Below are 17,562 nucleotides of genomic sequence, written 5' to 3' on the forward strand. Positions count from 1 at the left end.
CATGTGGACAAGCGGAGGAGAGCAGCAAAGGTCTGAATACCGGCGTTTAGGCGGAGCTCAGACCGTTGCTGCTCTTTTTCGAAAGAATAGCCAAGCTTCATTTTGAAGCTATTTTAGGCGAATAAACGCTATGGTATAATGGGTCAGAGGTGATAGGCAAGTATGTTTTTGAAACGGATAGAATTAGCTGGTTTTAAATCATTTGCCGACAAAACAGAAATGGAATTTGTGCGCGGAATAACGGCCGTAGTGGGTCCGAACGGAAGCGGCAAGAGCAATATTTCTGACGGCATACGCTGGGTGCTCGGCGAACAGAGTGCTAAATCACTGCGTGGCGGCAAGATGGAAGATATTATTTTTGCCGGTAGTGACGCGCGTAAAGCTGTGAATTATGGTGAAGTATCACTTACGCTCGATAATGAGGATCACACGCTTCCACTGGATTTCAGCGAAGTTACAGTGACTCGGCGTGTTCACCGTAGTGGTGAGAGTGAATATTTAATTAATAAGCAATCCTGCCGACTGAAGGATATCACAGAGCTGTTCATGGATACCGGTATCGGGCGTGAGGCTTATTCGATTATCGGACAGGGTCGGATTGAAGAGATTCTGAGTACTCGTTCCGAGGATCGGCGAGGCATATTCGAAGAGGCATCGGGTATTGTAAAATATAAATCGCGCAAAAAAGATGCAAGTCGAAAGCTTGACGACACGGAGCAAAACTTGCTTCGTATTCACGATTTGATTAGTGAGCTTGAGGATCAGATTGGTCCCCTAAAGGATCAGTCGGAGAAGGCCATTCGCTTTAAAGAGCTTCGGGAACAACTGAAGCATCAGGAAATTTCAGTCTATGTGCATCAGATTGAAGGCATTCATACAGCTTGGCAGGAAGGTAACGCTAAGCTCGAAACTTTAAAGGATGAGCAACTGGAGTTATCTACAGTTGTCTCAGCCCATGATGCCAAGCTGGAAAGCGGACGTGCTGAACTGCGCGCGTTAGAAGAACAGATCGAGAAGCAGCAAGAGCAATTGCTCCGTTATAGTGAAGCTTATGAGAAGAGCGAAGGTTACGGGGAAGTGTTGAAGGAACGCAAGCGTAATCTTGAGAGCAACCGTGAACAGTTAATGCTCACATTAGGTTCTGTAGGTGAGCGTTCTGCGGACCGACAGCGTGAGCTTGGGGATTTAGAAGCTAAGCTCGAAGCGTCCCGGCTTAAGCTTGTTGAGCTTCGGAAACAGATCGAAGCGGAAGAGGCAAGACTCGAAGGTGTCGCTGACGGTATTAGTCAGAGCCAGGAGGAGAAGCTGAAAAGTGCTCTCCTGGAGTTAATGAACCTTATGGCGAATGCACGTAACGAAATTCGTTACGCGGATCAACAGAAGGAGAACCTGGAGCGTCGTATGAGCCGCAGTGAAGAAGAAAGCGGCAAATGGACTGCACGGCATGATGAGCTGTCTGCTAACCAGAAAGGGCTAAAAGACAAGATTGCCCAGCTTGGAAAAGAACTAAGCAATCTTCGTGGTGCTTATATTACTGAAAGTGAACAACTTAGTAAACGTCAGAAGCTGATTGAAGAGACGCAATCAGGTCTGAGAAAGTGGGAACAGAAGCGGGAAGCACAAGTCTCCCGTCACGAGACCATGAAAGAAATGCAGGATGATTTCGATGGCTTTATGCTTGGGGTTAAAGAAGTTCTCAAAGGAGCTCGTAAAGGACAGCTTAACGGTGTGCATGGTGCGGTTGCTGAACTCATCTCCGTTCCGGAGAAGCTGGAAATGGCTGTTGAGACCGCGCTGGGTGCATCGCTGCAACACGTGGTTATGGATAATGAGAGCGTGTCTCGTCAAGCGATATCTTTCCTGAAGCAACGTCAATTGGGACGAGCTACTTTTCTACCACTCGATGTTATCCGGCCACGCCAAATTTCCGGTAGCGACCGAGGAATGGTGGAAGATGCTGAAGGTTTTGTTGGAATTGGTTCCGAACTCGTTGGATACGATGATAAGTATGCAAGTATTGTTGGCAGTTTGCTTGGTAATGTAGTTATTGCTGAGAGCCTGGAGCAGGCCAACCGCATCGCCGCAAGATGCCAGTATCGTTATCGTGTGGTTACGCTAGAGGGTGATGTAGTCAATGCCGGGGGCTCCATGACTGGTGGTAGCCAACATAAGAAGAACAATAGCTTACTTAGTCGTAAACGCCAGCTGGATCAGCTGAGCAGTGAGATCGAAGAGAGCGAGCGTCAAATTGTTAAGCTGAAACAAGGCATAGCCAGACTTCGTGAAGAGCAGGAGAACGCTAGCGTGAAGCTAGAGGACCTGCGCCGTGATGGTGATGAGAAGAGACTGGAAGAGCAACGTGTTTCTGGCGATTTGAAGCAGCTTGAACAGGAGCTTCGGCATGTGCAGGAACAAGTGGAGAGCACAGGCGCGGAACGTAGTGGCTTTGAAAGTGAGGTCCGCACGCTGGAGGAGACTCGGAAACAAGCCTCTGCTGAGCTTGAACGTCTCGAGAAGGAAGAGAAGGAAGCTCATGAGGGTATCCGTAATGCCGAATCGGCGCGTAAAGCGAATGAATCCGCTAAGGAAGAGTTGCAAGGTAAGCTGACCAGTATGAAGGTTTCGGAAGGCAAGCTCGATCAGGAGATCTTCTCCTTGGAGGAGCAATTACGTCGTCTAAGACAAGATGCGGGATCACAGGATAAAGAGCTGCGCCAGAATCGTAATCTGTTACATACGATCGAACAGGATTTGGCTAGTAATGCTTTGGAAACCGTGAAACAGAAAGAAGATTTGAATAGTTATCGTCTGAAGAAGGAAGAGACAGCCGGTACTTTGGATCTAGCTCGGGCGGAACGTTCAGCGTTAACCCGTAAGCTTGAGCTAGAGGAGGGCAAGACCAAGGATCAGCGTCAGGCACTTAGAGTCGTGGAGGACAAGCTGCGTTCTACTGAAGTTTCTGTGGGTCGTCTCGATGTTGAACTTGATAATATTCTTCGTAAGCTGAGTGATGATTACGAGCTAAGCTATGAACTAGCGAAGCAACGTTATCCTGTGCCCGAAGATGTGCCTGCCGCACAAGCGGATGTACAGCGTCTGAAACGCAGCATTTCTGCATTGGGCGAAGTGAACTTAGGTGCGATTGAAGAGTATCAGCGTGTTCATGAGCGTTATACCTTCCTCAGTGGACAAAAAGATGACCTGGTCGAAGCCAAGACTACCCTGTATCAAGTTATCCGTGAGATGGAAGATGAAATGTCCAAACGATTCAAACAGACCTTTGATGCGATCCGTAAACAATTTGGTACGGTATTCTCGAAGCTGTTCGGAGGCGGTCGAGCTGATCTCATGCTGCTGGATCCAGAACATATGCTTGAAACAGGTATAGATATCGTAGCCCAACCACCGGGTAAAAAGCTTCAAAACCTGCAGCTCCTATCTGGTGGGGAACGCGCCTTAACTGCGATGGCTCTCTTGTTTGCCATCCTGCAAGTGAAGCCGGTTCCGTTCTGCGTACTGGATGAGGTAGAGGCTGCGTTAGATGAAGCGAATGTCGTGCGTTTTGCACAGTATTTGCGTGAGTTCTCGGAACAAACGCAATTTATCGTCGTTACACACCGCAAAGGAACGATGGAAGAGGCGGATGTGCTCTACGGAGTGACGATGGAAGAAGGCGGAGTATCTAAGCTTGTCTCTGTACGGTTAGAGGATGAGGAAGCAGAGATCGCTTAACGGCTTGCCGAAATGGTGATTTTTTTAAGTATCTGCTTTCGAAGCGAGTTTTGTACGAAGTTAAATCAATGAAGTGTCGCTCACAAAACTTTTAGGAGGAAACAAATGAGCTTTTTCAGGAAGTTAAAAGAAAGCATTTCCGGCAAAACGGAAAGTGTAACCAAACAATTCCGCGACGGATTAGAGAAAACCCGTAAAGGCTTTGTCGAAAAGGTAGCAGACCTGATTATCCGCCGTAAAAAAATAGATGAAGAGTTCTACGAAGAGCTGGAAGAAATCTTGATTGGTGCGGACGTAGGTGTTAATACAGTAATGACACTTGTCGAGGATCTGCGCGCCGAAGTGAAGCAAAAACGAATTGAAGATGCAGCTGAGCTGCAACCCATTTTGTCCCGTAAGCTCATGGAATTGCTGCGCGGCGATGACGATAACAGCCTGAAGGAAAATCCGGATGGCATTACAGTTATCTTGTTCGTTGGGGTAAATGGAGTAGGCAAGACGACTACGATCGGTAAACTAGCACATCGTTACAAACAAGAGGGTAAAAAAGTTCTTTTGGCCGCAGGGGATACGTTCCGTGCCGGAGCGATTGAGCAGCTCGAAGTTTGGGGTCAACGTGCTGGCGTAGACGTAATTAAGCAACAAGCTGGCTCTGACCCAGCCGCTGTTATGTTCGATGCTGTTCAAGCGGCTAAGCAGCGGAATGTAGATATCTTGATTTGCGATACGGCAGGCAGACTTCAGAATAAGAGCAATCTGATGGAAGAGCTCAACAAGATTTTCCGCGTTATTCAAAGAGAAATTCCTAGTGCTCCGCATGAAGTACTGATGGTGCTAGATGCGACCACAGGTCAAAATGCGCTTACTCAAGCCAAGCTATTTGGTGAAAAGAGTGGGGTAACAGGGCTCGTCTTGACGAAGCTGGATGGTACAGCTAAAGGCGGAATTGTAGTAGCCATTCGTCAGGAAATGAACTTACCAGTGAAGCTCGTAGGGCTCGGAGAAAAGATGGAAGACTTGCAGCCATTTGATTCTCAGCAGTTCGTGCATGCTCTTTTTGCCGGATTAATTGCTGAGGAAGAGTCAGAAGAATCGGAAGAGTAAGTGTAATCCATACCAACACATGATCATAAAGAAGTCATATTTACAAGGAATGTCCTCGAAGCTATATTTAGTTTATGAGGGCATTCCTTTTTTATAAAATATTTGTTAGTTGTTAATGTAGTGACCTCTAAGGAATTCTTAAAAAGTACAAATGCATCGCGTAGGGTATCCCTTTAAATAACAGCTTTCCCTCACTAATAAGCCTCCAGAAGCGATATTCTATAAATGAGGTACTGATAAATAAATTCCACTGCCCTATAATTGCACCTACAATAAGTCCTGCATTTACGAAATGATCTCCCTGTTCATTCTTTTGCAGTTGCAGAATTAAGGATAGAATGTCTTCGTCATAGTATGTTTCGGGTACATTCGTTAGCTGACCTTTGGACCAGACTCGAAGCATATCCTCAGTGTTGCTGATTTCTTGCCACTCCAGCTCATACTGTTTTCTCTGCGCGGAGGTAAGGGGTTGCGTATTTTCGGTGTTTTTGATAATAATTTGCACAGCTTCGTTTGGGAGCTGACCCAAGGACTGGGGAGATAAGCCCATGCTATATTGTTCAGTAATCCCGGGAAGCTCCTCATAAGCTTCGATTGGATTTATAACATAAATAGGTTGCTTCCTCTCACTAAGAACAGAAAGTGCAAATCGTAAACCTGTCTGATCATGGGAGTTGTCTCCGCACCAAATAGTGATTTTTTTGTCCTCGGGAATTTCTTTTAAGGTCTGAATCATGGCTCCCAGTGTATGCTGGGGATTGAGATGATAACCCTGATCCGGAAATCGTTCCTGAAACCATAACTCACGGGCTTGACACCCTTCAGCATTAGGTAATTTGCACAGCGGTCCAGCAGAGAACGTCTCATTAAATGAAAGTACTCTTATTAAATGACGACTGCCTACACGACTAAGTGCTACCTTCATCGAACCAGCTTCGGACAAGCCAAATAAAAGAAAAATATGATCCCGCCTAGCCTCTTCCTGCTCCATGGTCATAGTATATTTGTGATCCATTTGTTCACTCTCCTAACGTTCCAAATTATACCATATAACTGAAATCACCTTCCCAGACAACTATATAAAAAATACAACATATGAAAAATTCATAATAGTAATGCTTGTCACTACTCCTGCATACAATTCAATGAAGAAACTACATTTCAGCTCCGGCAACCTATATAAGAGAGAAAGGAAGCGATTCCAAAACAAGGAAATATTCAGAGATCGCATTTCTCTGTTATATATATTGACATTGGTAATAGGATTTACGTATTATGGGAATACAAAACAATATTTTCTTGGATATTTTCAGAAATTAAAGTATGACTTGTTAGTAAAGATAACATTTATCGAAAGGAGTCGGGCTCATGTCCAAATTAGATCCTCTGCCAGGTCTGTCTCCGTATCCGCTGCAACATTTTTTCGATGAAATGTATGCAGATAAGAGAAATGTCCGGCCGCATTACAGACATGTGAATCGCATGTTTTCCGGAATGAGCTCCGAAGAGCTGCAGGGTAAGCAGAAATTGATGCAGCGCAGGATGATGGAGGAAGGAATTACTTTTACGCTATACAATCCGGCTCAGGATCATCCCATGGAGCGTACGATTCCCTTCGATATGATTCCACGCATTATTCCTAAGAATGAATGGGAGAGGCTAGAGGCTGGAATTATTCAGCGTATCACGGCTTTGAATCTGTTCATTCATGATATCTACCATGAGCAGTACATCGTAAAAGATGGAATAGTCCCAAGGCGTATGATCATCTCTAACTGTTATTTCCGGCCAGAAATGGCTGGTCTAAGGGTACCTGGTGGAGCCTACATCACTACCTCGGGAATCGATCTGATCCGCCATCATGATGGGCAATATTATGTGCTTGAAGATAATCTACGAACGCCTTCAGGTTTTTCATATCTTTTTAAAGGCAGAACTCTTATGAATCAGTTGTTTCCTGAATTGTCCTTTGCCAGCTCCATCCGAGATGTTGATCATAGCTTGAATCGTTTCTTATCCGTTCTTCGCAGTCTATCACCCTCACGAAAGTCAGATCCGGTTATAGCACTCCTTACACCTGGGGAATACAATTCTGCTTATTATGAGCATGCTTTTCTAGCACAACAGATGGGTATACATTTGGTTGAAGGACGAGATTTGGTTGCAAAGGATCACAAAATATATTTGAAAGAAATGAACGGACTTCGCCGCTTAGATGTACTATATCGCCGTTTGGATGATGATTTCATCGATCCGTTAGCTTTTCAGCCGGATTCACTTCTAGGGGTGGCGGGACTGATGAATGCGTATCGGGCAGGGAATGTAGCGATTGCTAATGCCCCGGGGACTGGTGTTGCTGATGATAAAGCGATGTATGTATATGTACCGGATATGATTCGTTATTATCTGAATGAAGAACCGATTCTTGGGAATGTCCCGACCTATTTGCTAGGCAGGCCTGATGAACGTTTATATGTCCTTGAGAACCTATCTGAAATGGTTGTTAAGGAAACCTCTTTATCCGGGGGTTATGGAATGTTGATCGGAAGCGAAGCTACGAAAGAAGAACTCGCTGAATTTCGAATGAAGATTATCGCAGATCCGGAGCGTTATATTGCGCAGCCGATCATGTCTCTATCTAGAGCACCGGTATTGTCAGGAGGAACAATGGCACCGAGACATATCGACCTTCGAGCTTTTGTATTAATGGGTGCTGACCGTAAGCCACATGTTATACCTGGGGGATTGACACGGGTGGCTATGAAAGAAGGGTCGTTGGTCGTAAACTCCTCGCAAGGTGGTGGCGTAAAAGATACTTGGGTCATGGCTTGATACAACCTAGTGAGGCTTGTTGATGATTAACAAAATGCAGCATCAATTTGTTAAATAAGGGAGTGGCTGGAGATGCTGAATCGAAATGCTGAAGCTTTGTTCTGGATCGGCAGATATATTGAAAGGGCAGAGAATCATGCGCGGCTAATCAATGTTCATTATCATATCCAGCAGGAAGAGGATTTTCATGAAGAAGGACATAAATGGTCAAGGTTAATCGATGCGCTAGGCGTTCGAGGTGAATATATGCAGCAGTTCGAAACCTTTTCCGAGCAGGATGTCCTATCTTTCATCACACTTGATTTAGGCAATTCTAATTCATTATTCTCTTGTGTACATCATGCTAGAAATAATCTGCGAACACTCCGTCAGCAGCTTCCAAGTGAATTATGGGATGTTGTCAACAGCTTCAACCTATGGCTTGGTGAGCGGTCTGTAGCAGATATTATGAGCGGCCCACATCAGTTCTATCAGCAAGTTAAGGAGCGTACAGCCATGTTTCTCGGAGCAGAGCAGTCGGTAATGCTTAGAGGGAATGAGTGGCATTTCATTGAGAGCGGACGCTTTCTAGAGCGGGCAGAGAATACAACTCGTATCTTGCAGGCAGTCATTGCCTCATGCCGATTTAAGGAGCTTGACGCGGTTTATACTCAGTTGCAGGCGGTGCTTAAATCCGTTAGTGGGTACCAGGCGTTTCGCCGTTATTATGCAGATGCTATGTCCCCGGAGAGCATTTTAGATTTCTTGATTGCGAATCCCAAATTTCCGCGTTCCATTCGTTTTTCTTTTCATCAGCTGGAAGAGCATTTAGCAAAGCTTGAACTAGATCCCTCAGAGAAAGGTTCAGGTCATGAGAAGGTTATCCGGCAAGCAGGTAAGCTAAAAGCAGAGCTGGATTATATGGAAAAGGAAGAAATGTCCGGCGAGCTAGTGGAAGATGTGCTTAAATCGCTGGTGATATCCTGTCAAAAACTTGGTAAAACAATGGAGGGCGCCTTTTTTCGGCGAGAAGGAGTGTCTGTATGAAGATTCAAATCAATCATACCACCACATACAGCTATCCAGAGCCGGTTACGGACAGTGTCAATGAGATCAGACTCACGCCACGCACGAATTATCGCCAATCCTGTTATCACCATGAAGTGGATATTTACCCTCCAGCAAATCTTTTAACCTATGAGGATTTCTTCGGAAATCGGGTCCATGCCTATTCGGTTAATAAGCCGCATACGGAGATGGTCATCCACACTAAAGCTACTGTAGTTACACTGGATAAAGCTCAGGGGACAGATCTCCCGAGAACATCTCTTGAAGAACAAATTAGATTGTTAAATGACGAGGGATTTCAGAACCGATATATTGAGTTTATTTTGCCGACACGTTATACCGAGGTGACGCCTGAATTAGTGGAGTTTGCCTCACAGTACCCTTTTAATGAAGCAGAGGATATGTATGAATGGATTCTTAAATTATCGGCGACGATTTATGAACAGTTCACCTATGACCCTGAGGCTACAAGTGTAAATACTACGGTAAAAAAAGCACTGAAGCTTAAACGCGGTGTATGTCAGGATTATGCTCATCTAATGATTGCTGTCTGCCGTAGTGTCGGTCTGCCTTCCAGATATGTAAGTGGATATCATTTTGTTGGTGATCTGCAAGGGAGTAATGCTAATTTTGAGCAAGCCTCTCATGCTTGGGTGGAGACTCACATTCCGGGTACAGGTTGGCTTGGTTTCGATCCGACGAATAATGTTGAGGTCAATTGGCGTTACATTAAGTTAGGTCACGGACGGGACTACAAAGATATTGTACCTGTAAAAGGTGTATATCGTGGTGGAGCAGGCACTCTGACCGTGAAAGTGGATGTGCGGAAGTTGGACAATTAGATGTATAGATCTAGATGAAACTCTCAGTTCAAGCTTTTGAACGGGGAGTTTTTTTGTGAAGATGATTCCAGTGTACATGTATTTGGGTAATCTTGATCCATAGTACATCACTAAGAGATCTTAAGGGAGAGATTACATATGAGTCCAAACATAGCTAAGAAACAAAGATTTATTGGAAAAACTGCAATTATAACAGGAGCGGGTTCAGGAATTGGTCGGGCTACCGCTATTAAGTTGGCGAGGGAAGGTGCTAATGTAGCGCTTTTTGATTTGAATCTTGAACGTACCTCATCTTTGGCGGATAAGCTAAACAAGTTTCGCAAAGATTGTGCATTGGCCATAGAGGTAAACACTTCGGATGAAAAAGGGATGGAGGAAGCCGTGCGCAGGACAGTCGAACAATTCGGCGGCTTAGATGTAGTATTCGCTAACGCGGGAATCAATGGTGCGGTGGGACCAATAGAGGAACTGAGCTTGAGTGATTGGGAGCGCACGATGTCGGTGAACTTGACGGGGACCTTTTTGACATTAAAATATACGATCCCTCATCTGAAGGATAAAGGGAAAGGTAGCATTATCATCACTAGCTCCATCAATGGGAATACTAGATTTGCCAGCTTTGGGTGGTCTACATATAGTACTACCAAAGCTGGACAGGTAGCTTTTGCCAAAATGGCTGCACTTGAGCTAGCTAAGTTTAAAATTCGAGTGAATGTGATCTGCCCTGGGGCGATTGCTACCAATATAGATGAAACCACTGAAATGAACGAAGAAGTAGAAGCGATCGTCATTCCGATTGAATTTCCCGATGGTGCGCAGCCGCTGGCGGATGGGCCGGGTAAACCGGATAATGTTGCCGATCTAGTTTCTTTTTTGGCTTCCGATGAATCTATTCATATTACAGGTGCGCAAATTGTGATTGATGGAGCAGAATCCTTATTGTCCTAATTTAGAGATCGCTTCTCGGTATCGTTCATACCAAACGTTCCATTCAGCTTTTCGTGACTCCAGCGTCGTACCATCCAGAAGATGCTGGATCACGTCCAGACATACATGCCAGCCAGCTAAATCTCGGGGTGTGTGTGGCGTGAGCGTTCGGATCGTTTCATTCAAGACGAGAAGGCAGCCTTCTGAATTAGGATATAGCTCAAAGCGAACGGAATCTTCAGCCCACGTAAATTCAAAAACAGATTCATGTTGCAAGGCGGTAATCGTCATTTCCTCAAAGGTTCCGTCTTGCATATCAAACTTGATTAATCCACCTTCACACAGGTCTTCAACACGTAATTCAGTGAACCATAAAGCAAGCTTCTTATTCTCTGTCAGAAAGGACCAGATTTCTGATGCGGGATGTTTTAATTGACGTTCGAAACGAGCGACATAATGATCATCTGTTTTTTTGAGGTTAGCTATCATGTTATATTTCTCCTTTGGACTACTGCTGTAGTCCTTTTTTTATTGTTTAGGAAATTATACAATACAAAAAAAATGTGGATAACTCCGAAGAAAGAGGAAGAGGGGTGAACGTGAAGAAGCAGGAGACATGAAATAAACGAGGAGTCATCCGTCAGATTCTAAAAACCGAGCGGACCTTATATCCTCCGAAATGCATGTTTTAGTCGAGCCTACGGACAAATGTATGCGAAAAACCGAATACAAATGTGCCGCCAATAACGTAAATGAGCCAAATGTATGCGAAAAATCGAATACAATGTGCCGACGGTAACATAAACGAGCCAAATGTATGCGAAAAATCGAATACAATGTGCCGCCGGTAACGTAAACGAGCCAAATGTATGCGAAAAACCGAATACAATGTGCCGCCGGTAACGTAAACGAGCCAGCGCTGTTATTCGCCCCAGATCACCGGGAAGGGGCTTGTTATTAGGGAATAAGTGCAATACGGTCCGTCCCTAATAGATGTGCTCATTTCATCGAAATAAAGCCATTCGGTCCGTAAGCGGAACCTCACTACGAAGGTGTATATGGATACGAGTATGGAATTACGGATGTACTCAGCTTGTAACTCTACCTCCAAGGACGACGTCAGGCGTTTTTCTTGTTGAGTTGAGGCTTATTAGAACGAGTATAACAATTGTTCGCATGAAAAAAAACTATTGTACGGTTTGGTTAGGCGTCTGTAATATGTTGCGGACAGGGAGCAGATAATGATGGTGTAGCAGAATGAATTGAATTTGCGGAATGGGGACTCTTGAGTCCTGAGCGATCTGCGGAGGCGAATATGAGGATGCGCAGACTTTTCGGACTGCATTGCAGCTATTTGAGCTTTTTAGTGCTTATTTTAGCGGTATCGGACTGCATAGCTCTTATTTCCACAATTTCTATTAAAAATAGGGTGTATTTGCGTGAATAGGTGCAACTGAGTCCGATAGTGTAGCAAAATAGCCTGAAATTGCGAAATAAGGGCTCCTTAGTCCGAACGATCTGCGATGACGAGGAAGATTCATAGAACGGAGAAGGATCGTCTTTTATAAGAATGCATTGCGGCAGTTTGATGTAAATCTACAGTTATTTATGCTAAAATAGACGCAATTCTGCTTACCATACTTTTGCTTAGACGGGATAGATCATAGTAGTGGTATTGGTGAAGGAGGCTGCGTATATGGGGATGATGTCCTGGCTGGTTGAGCAGCGGATTCAGGAATCTATGCGTAATGGGGAATTTGGAGATTTACCTGGGCATGGCAAGCCACTGGAGCTTGAGGATTTATCGGGCGTGCCAGAAGAATTACGCATGTCTTTCAAAATTATGAAGAATTCCGGGCTGGTGCCCGAAGAAGTATCTTTGCGTGCAGAATGCGTTACCCTCGAAGGGCTGCTTGCTGCCTGCCACAATAGCGGAGGCACTGAAACTAGTGAAGGTAAGGCAATCCGGGCAAAATTGTCTTTGAAAAGGCTGCGTCTGCAAGAGCTTCTGCGTGAACGAGGCTTAGATAGTAATCCTGCTTATATGCAATACAGTGTTCAAATACATGAACAGATAATTAGGGAAGAAGAATAACGCTTATTAGGGTCATGTTGTATGGACATGAGGATAAATAGTGTGATATAAAGGCAGCTCTTAGTCCATAAAGAGACGAAAGAGCTGCCTTTTTGCGTGCTTCGCTTCACAAGTGTATTTCATTTTACTTGCTTGAAATATACCCATTCTGGATCACCATCGTCTAAATTCTCAATGATTCCGCTTCTTACAAATCCTAGAGAAAGACACACTTGCTGCATGATCGTATTGGATTCATTGGTGGATGTAAACAGCTTGGGGGTTGGAGAGTGTTCTTCAATGTAACGAATAAGTGCACCTGCAATGCCAAGACGTCTGAAATTGGGATTCACAATTACGAGCTGAATAAAACAGCATTCGAAAAAAGTGGTATCGTAACAAGCAAAACCGACATACTCACTGTTAATCGATGCTACAACACATTGCTCGTTTAGAATATATTGTTCAATTTTAGGTTTGCGAATTTCGCTGCCAATGACCATGCTATCGATCTTGCTAAGTATAGATAAATCTGAAATAGTGGCTTTAGTTACGAGCATTTTAGAAAGTCTCCTTTTTTATAATATAAGAAAGTTATACTTGAAATGGTAAGTACAGTTTGTCTTGATCTTTGAAGTTTTTTCGCACATGATGAATAGGGTTTAGACCACATCAAAGGAAATCATAACATATTATTACAAACGATGGAGAGATATAATGAAACAGCTTCCAATTATACAGGTGCTTCCAGACCTGAAACACATACTTCGCTCAACACGGGCAGCTGTTCTGATCGCAGAACCCGGTGCGGGCAAAACAACTGGAACGCCTCCGGCATTTCTGGACGAGCCATGGATGGCTGGTAAAAGCATTCTTATGCTTGAGCCTAGAAGACTTGCCGCTAGATCAGCTGCAACTTACATGGCGTCCAATCTTGGAGAAAGTGTTGGACAGACGGTAGGTTATCGGATGCGGAACGACACTAAGGTAGGCAAGAATACACGAATTGTTGTAGTGACTGAAGGTGTCTTAACGAGGATGCTTCAGAGTGATCCATCACTAGGGGATGTGGGTCTGATTATTTTTGATGAGTTCCATGAGCGTAGTCTACATGCGGATCTGGGACTTGCTCTGGCGCTGGAAGCGCAGGCAGTGCTGCGTGATGATCTTCGGATTCTGATTATGTCAGCAACACTGGATAGTGAACGGGTCTCGGTTATGCTGGGCGATGCGCCAGTAGTTGATTGTCCGGGACGAACCTATCCGGTGGAAACTATTTATACCCCAACTACAGGGAATCTTCCGATTGAAAAATCGGCCACAGCCGCAGTGAGACATGCGCTTGCTGAACAGCCGGGAGATGTACTTGTATTCTTGCCGGGTGAACGGGAGATTCGCAGAACCCAAAATGAGTTGGAACATGGAAAACTGCCTGACGGGATAGTGCTTCGTCCTTTATACGGACAATTACCACAGGCTATGCAGGATGCTGCAGTGGCTCCATCCATAAACGGCGAACGTAAAGTCGTACTAGCGACCTCCATTGCGGAGACAAGCTTGACGATCGAAGGTGTGCGAACGGTAATTGATACAGGGCTGCGTCGTACGCAGATTTTCTCTCCGCGTACGGGAATGCCAAGTCTTACGACGGTTCCGGTATCGAAAGCCTCTGCCGATCAGCGGCGAGGACGGGCCGGGCGGACAGCTCCGGGCGTATGCTACAGGCTGTGGAGTCAGGAGGAGCATAATCGCCTTCCGGATGACAATGTGCCGGAGATTATGGAGACGGATCTTGCGCAGCTCGCTTTGGAGCTGGCGCTGTGGGGCGTGCGCGATCCTGCCGCGCTAGCTTGGCTTGACGCGCCGCCCGCTGCGCCCTATGCGCAGGGCACCGCGTTACTGCGCCAGCTCGGCGCGCTGGACGCCGGCGGCGCCATCACGCCGCACGGCCGCAGCATGGCCGCGCTTGGCGCGCACCCGCGAGCCGCGCATATGCTGCTGCGCGCGGCAGAGCTTAATGCAGCACCGCTCGCCTGCCGGCTGGCGGCGCTGCTGCAAGAGCGGGACCTGTTCAAGGGTCCCGCGGCACTAGATTGCGACCTCACGCTCCGCGTAGAGGCGCTGCTCCGGTTCGAACGCTCCGCCGACACGGGCGGAGCGGACTCTGCGGCTCTGCGCGCGGTGGTGCGCGAGAGCCGCAATTTCCTGGCGCAGCTGCAAGCAGCGCCGGGCGGGACCGTGAACGACATCAGTCTCTGCGGGCTGCTTCTGTCGTTCGCCTATCCCGACCGTATCGGGCAGAAACGCGGTGATGGCGCGTTTCTGCTCTCCGCCGGTCGTGGCGTGGCCATGCGGGAAGGGCAACCGCTGGCACGATCCGCTTATATTGTGGCTGCGTCTGTTGACGATCGAGCCACACAAGGTGCAATCTTGCTGGCAGCTGAGCTTGAAGAAGGACAACTGCTTAAATATCATATAGATCACATCACAGAGGATTCTGACGTGCATTGGGATAAAGAAAGTGGAAGTGTGAAGAAACGCCGCCGAACGATGCTTGGCGCTCTTGTCTTAAAAGAAACGTCACATGAAAGACCCTCCGCAGAAGAAACAGCGAAAGTACTGCTAAGTGTAATCGCAGAGGATGGGATTGATATCTTACCGTGGGAAAAGGGACCTCTGCAGCTTCGTGAGCGGCTAATGTTTATGCACGCCTTACGTTCAGATTGGCCGGATGTCTCTGATGAAGCATTGATTGAGACGCTTGATGAATGGCTATTACCTTACATTCACGGTATGCGTAACTTGCGCGACCTTCAGCGAATCCCGTTATCCCGTGCTCTTGAGGGGTTGCTGGACTGGAATCAGCGACAGCTTCTTGAACAGGAAGCGCCGACACATATAACAGTTCCTAGTGGTTCGCGTGTGCCCGTGGACTATGCTAATCCAGCTACTCCCGTACTGGCGGTACGATTACAAGAGATGTTTGGACAGATAGACACCCCTAGAATTGGTGGGGGAAAGGTACCTGTCTTGCTTCATCTTTTGTCACCGGCAAGAAGACCGATGCAGGTGACTTCTGATCTTGCAAGCTTTTGGCGTGGTACTTATTTTGAGGTTAAAAAGGATCTAAAAGGACGTTATCCGAAGCACTATTGGCCAGACGACCCCTTACAAGCAATTCCGACCAATCGAACACGTCCCAAGAAATAATAGGCTCCTTCGTGCACTTGAAATTTTAATTAGATGTTTTGTCTTCAGCTTACAGGGTAATTAACTAGCGAAGACAATTACTAAGGAGGGCTTCAAGTGACTAAAAAAATCGTAGGTATCTTTGATACAGAACAAGAAGCAACCAGAGCAATTGAAGGACTTCACAATCAAGGGTTTAGTAATGATGAAATATCAGTAATCACACGTGATCGCGATGAGCTAAGACATATTTCGGATGATACAGGCACAAAAGCTCCCGAGGGTGTTGCAACAGGTGCAGCTACAGGCGGCGTATTGGGTGGTGTTACCGGACTGCTAGCAGGTATCGGAGCGCTCGCAATTCCGGGGATTGGTCCTATTCTGGCAGCGGGACCTATTGTGGCAACGTTAACAGGTGTAGCCGTGGGTGCAGGTGCAGGTGGCTTAGTTGGTGGCTTGATCGGTCTTGGCATTCCTGAGGATGAGGCAAAAGAGTACGAAGGATACGTTGAAAGTGGCAAGATCCTTGTGCTAGTTGAGGATAATGGACGAGGGTATCAAGCGCATGATGTGTTCCGAGACAATCGCTCACTAAATGCGCAGCGTTACGAAGGCGTCTATAACGAAGACACTCGACTAGGTAATTCGATGGCTAACAGAGCAGACCGAACGGCTGAAGTTTACAACCGAGATAAAATTTAAAATGTTAATCGACCTACTTTTACTATAAACAATCCATTAAAGACTGCACCTCCTAGCGATAAGCTGTGAGGTGCAGTCTTTATTATGCATGTGGTATGATATGGATAATAATCCAAATTATAATTGGACGTTTGAGAAGTAACTGAAAAATGCACAAAGCAGATAACATGGCAGTTATTTCTGATGTACATAGCAATGTTTATACTTAGAGGCTGTTCTTAAGGAGGGCTTAGATGAAGATATTTGTAGCCGGTGCAGCAGGCGTGATTGGACGGCTATTGCTACCCAAGTTATTAGAAGCAGGGCATGAGGTTGTCGGAATGACCCATAAGGAAGAAAATAGAGCATTTATTGAGATGTGTGGAGCGCAGGCGGTAGTCGCGGATGTCTTCGATCGAGAGGCCGTATTTGCGTCCATTCACAAAGCACAGCCAGAAGTGGTTATTCATCAGCTAACTTCACTAAGTCAGCGGAATTTCTCAGATAATTCGAGGATAAGAATAGAAGGAACACGAAATATTGTGGATGCTTCCCTTGCAGCAGGCGTGGAACAAATCATTGCACAAAGAATTTCTTGGGCTTATGAAGCTGGAGAGGAGCCAGCTACGGAGGAAACTCCTTTAGATCTGAAGGCTTTAGAGCCTCGGATAAGAACGATTGAAGGTATATGCTCATTAGAGAAAGCAGTTGCCGAGATCCCCAATCATGTGATCTTGCGGTATGGAATGTTGTACGGCCAAGGAACTTGGTATGACACTAATGGCTATATGACAGAGGAAATTCGTCAAGGACGAGTGACAGCGACAGATGCAGTTGTATCATTCCTACATGTGGAGGATGCAGCTAACGCGGCGGTGCTTGCTCTGAACTGGCCTTCAGGTCCTGTGAACATCGTAGACGACGAGCCTGCTAATGGATTGGATTGGTTATCAGCTTATTCAGATACCATAGGTGCTCCTGCTCCTAATGTTCAAGAAGGCAGAGCAGGATGGGAACGCGGAGCCTCCAATACGAAAGCTCGAATGGATTACGAATGGAGTCCACTGTACCCGTCATGGAGGTCAGGATTTGCTCGGAGCTTGAATGTCCAGAGTGAATGAATTCAGCTACTGA

General features: G+C 46.0%; 13 protein-coding genes. 10 read left to right on the forward strand and 3 right to left on the reverse strand.

The genetic code is table 11. The features are described 5' to 3' along the window. The first annotated feature begins 162 nt into the window (after positions 1–162). A complete protein-coding gene (smc, locus tag NYE25_RS03310) occupies positions 163–3,732 on the forward strand; it encodes a chromosome segregation protein SMC (protein ID WP_149644311.1) in 3,570 nt (1,189 codons plus the stop codon). Between the two features lie 105 nt (positions 3,733–3,837). Further along, complete coding sequence (ftsY, locus tag NYE25_RS03315; RefSeq protein WP_042187710.1) at positions 3,838–4,836, forward strand: signal recognition particle-docking protein FtsY; 999 nt, start codon at positions 3,838–3,840, stop codon at positions 4,834–4,836. 127 nt (positions 4,837–4,963) lie between these two features. Here the strand turns inward: ftsY and NYE25_RS03320 are convergent, their stop codons facing one another. Further along, entirely contained in the window at positions 4,964–5,851 is an 888-nt protein-coding gene (locus NYE25_RS03320; RefSeq protein ID WP_341145106.1) for a DUF1835 domain-containing protein, read from the reverse strand. Between the two features lie 353 nt (positions 5,852–6,204). Between NYE25_RS03320 and NYE25_RS03325 the strand changes: the two genes are divergently transcribed. The 4 genes from NYE25_RS03325 (at position 6,205) to NYE25_RS03340 (ending at position 10,505) form a co-directional block, all read left to right on the forward strand. Beyond that, positions 6,205–7,668: a circularly permuted type 2 ATP-grasp protein gene (locus NYE25_RS03325; protein WP_341145107.1), complete on the forward strand. Its 1,464-nt coding sequence runs from the start codon at positions 6,205–6,207 to the stop codon at positions 7,666–7,668. 72 nt (positions 7,669–7,740) lie between these two features. Then, positions 7,741–8,694: an alpha-E domain-containing protein gene (locus NYE25_RS03330; protein ID WP_076282772.1), complete on the forward strand. Its 954-nt coding sequence runs from the start codon at positions 7,741–7,743 to the stop codon at positions 8,692–8,694. Then, a complete protein-coding gene (locus NYE25_RS03335) occupies positions 8,691–9,557 on the forward strand; it encodes a transglutaminase family protein (protein WP_042187715.1) in 867 nt (288 codons plus the stop codon). The genes NYE25_RS03330 and NYE25_RS03335 overlap by 4 nt, the downstream gene beginning before the upstream one ends. A gap of 138 nt (positions 9,558–9,695) precedes the next feature. Then, the gene (locus tag NYE25_RS03340; protein WP_341145108.1) at positions 9,696–10,505 is read left to right on the forward strand and encodes an SDR family oxidoreductase; all 810 of its coding nucleotides are present in this window, start codon (positions 9,696–9,698) and stop codon (positions 10,503–10,505) included. Here the strand turns inward: NYE25_RS03340 and NYE25_RS03345 are convergent. Then, positions 10,494–10,973 carry an SRPBCC family protein gene (locus NYE25_RS03345; RefSeq protein ID WP_341145109.1) on the reverse strand — a complete coding sequence of 160 codons (480 nt, stop codon included), beginning with the start codon at positions 10,971–10,973 and terminating at the stop codon, positions 10,494–10,496. The two genes, NYE25_RS03340 and NYE25_RS03345, sit on opposite strands and share 12 nt — an antisense overlap. Positions 10,974–12,180: 1,207 nt before the next feature. On the opposite strand from NYE25_RS03345, the gene NYE25_RS03350 reads away from it, so the two are divergent. Next, positions 12,181–12,579: a DnaJ family domain-containing protein gene (locus NYE25_RS03350; RefSeq protein ID WP_341145110.1), complete on the forward strand. Its 399-nt coding sequence runs from the start codon at positions 12,181–12,183 to the stop codon at positions 12,577–12,579. A 119-nt stretch (positions 12,580–12,698) separates the two neighbouring features. Here the strand turns inward: NYE25_RS03350 and NYE25_RS03355 are convergent, their stop codons facing one another. After that, complete coding sequence (locus NYE25_RS03355) at positions 12,699–13,118, reverse strand: GNAT family N-acetyltransferase (protein WP_341145111.1); 420 nt, start codon at positions 13,116–13,118, stop codon at positions 12,699–12,701. 157 nt (positions 13,119–13,275) lie between these two features. On the opposite strand from NYE25_RS03355, the gene hrpB reads away from it, so the two are divergent. The 3 genes from hrpB (at position 13,276) to NYE25_RS03370 (ending at position 17,549) form a co-directional block, all read left to right on the forward strand. After that, on the forward strand, positions 13,276–15,768 hold the full coding sequence (gene hrpB / locus NYE25_RS03360; RefSeq protein WP_341145112.1) for an ATP-dependent helicase HrpB: 2,493 nt from the start codon (positions 13,276–13,278) through the stop codon (positions 15,766–15,768). A gap of 96 nt (positions 15,769–15,864) precedes the next feature. Then, positions 15,865–16,449 carry a general stress protein gene (locus NYE25_RS03365; protein ID WP_042187728.1) on the forward strand — a complete coding sequence of 195 codons (585 nt, stop codon included), beginning with the start codon at positions 15,865–15,867 and terminating at the stop codon, positions 16,447–16,449. A 233-nt stretch (positions 16,450–16,682) separates the two neighbouring features. Continuing rightward, positions 16,683–17,549: an NAD-dependent epimerase/dehydratase family protein gene (locus NYE25_RS03370; protein ID WP_341145113.1), complete on the forward strand. Its 867-nt coding sequence runs from the start codon at positions 16,683–16,685 to the stop codon at positions 17,547–17,549. The last annotated feature ends 13 nt before the right edge of the window (positions 17,550–17,562 follow it).

It is taken from the genome of Paenibacillus sp. FSL E2-8871 (assembly GCF_038000345.1).
In the GTDB taxonomy this organism is placed as follows: Bacteria; Bacillota; Bacilli; order Paenibacillales; family Paenibacillaceae; genus Paenibacillus_AQ.

What these genes read in the sequence shown, in the direction of transcription:
- smc (WP_149644311.1), top strand. Translation starts at nt 163, where the DNA reads ATGTTTTTGAAACGGATAGAATTAGCTGGTTTTAAATCATTTGCCGAC.
- ftsY (WP_042187710.1), top strand. Translation starts at nt 3,838, where the DNA reads ATGAGCTTTTTCAGGAAGTTAAAAGAAAGCATTTCCGGCAAAACGGAA.
- NYE25_RS03320 (WP_341145106.1), bottom strand. Translation starts at nt 5,851, where the DNA reads ATGGATCACAAATATACTATGACCATGGAGCAGGAAGAGGCTAGGCGG.
- NYE25_RS03325 (WP_341145107.1), top strand. Translation starts at nt 6,205, where the DNA reads ATGTCCAAATTAGATCCTCTGCCAGGTCTGTCTCCGTATCCGCTGCAA.
- NYE25_RS03330 (WP_076282772.1), top strand. Translation starts at nt 7,741, where the DNA reads ATGCTGAATCGAAATGCTGAAGCTTTGTTCTGGATCGGCAGATATATT.
- NYE25_RS03335 (WP_042187715.1), top strand. Translation starts at nt 8,691, where the DNA reads ATGAAGATTCAAATCAATCATACCACCACATACAGCTATCCAGAGCCG.
- NYE25_RS03340 (WP_341145108.1), top strand. Translation starts at nt 9,696, where the DNA reads ATGAGTCCAAACATAGCTAAGAAACAAAGATTTATTGGAAAAACTGCA.
- NYE25_RS03345 (WP_341145109.1), bottom strand. Translation starts at nt 10,973, where the DNA reads ATGATAGCTAACCTCAAAAAAACAGATGATCATTATGTCGCTCGTTTC.
- NYE25_RS03350 (WP_341145110.1), top strand. Translation starts at nt 12,181, where the DNA reads ATGGGGATGATGTCCTGGCTGGTTGAGCAGCGGATTCAGGAATCTATG.
- NYE25_RS03355 (WP_341145111.1), bottom strand. Translation starts at nt 13,118, where the DNA reads ATGCTCGTAACTAAAGCCACTATTTCAGATTTATCTATACTTAGCAAG.
- hrpB (WP_341145112.1), top strand. Translation starts at nt 13,276, where the DNA reads ATGAAACAGCTTCCAATTATACAGGTGCTTCCAGACCTGAAACACATA.
- NYE25_RS03370 (WP_341145113.1), top strand. Translation starts at nt 16,683, where the DNA reads ATGAAGATATTTGTAGCCGGTGCAGCAGGCGTGATTGGACGGCTATTG.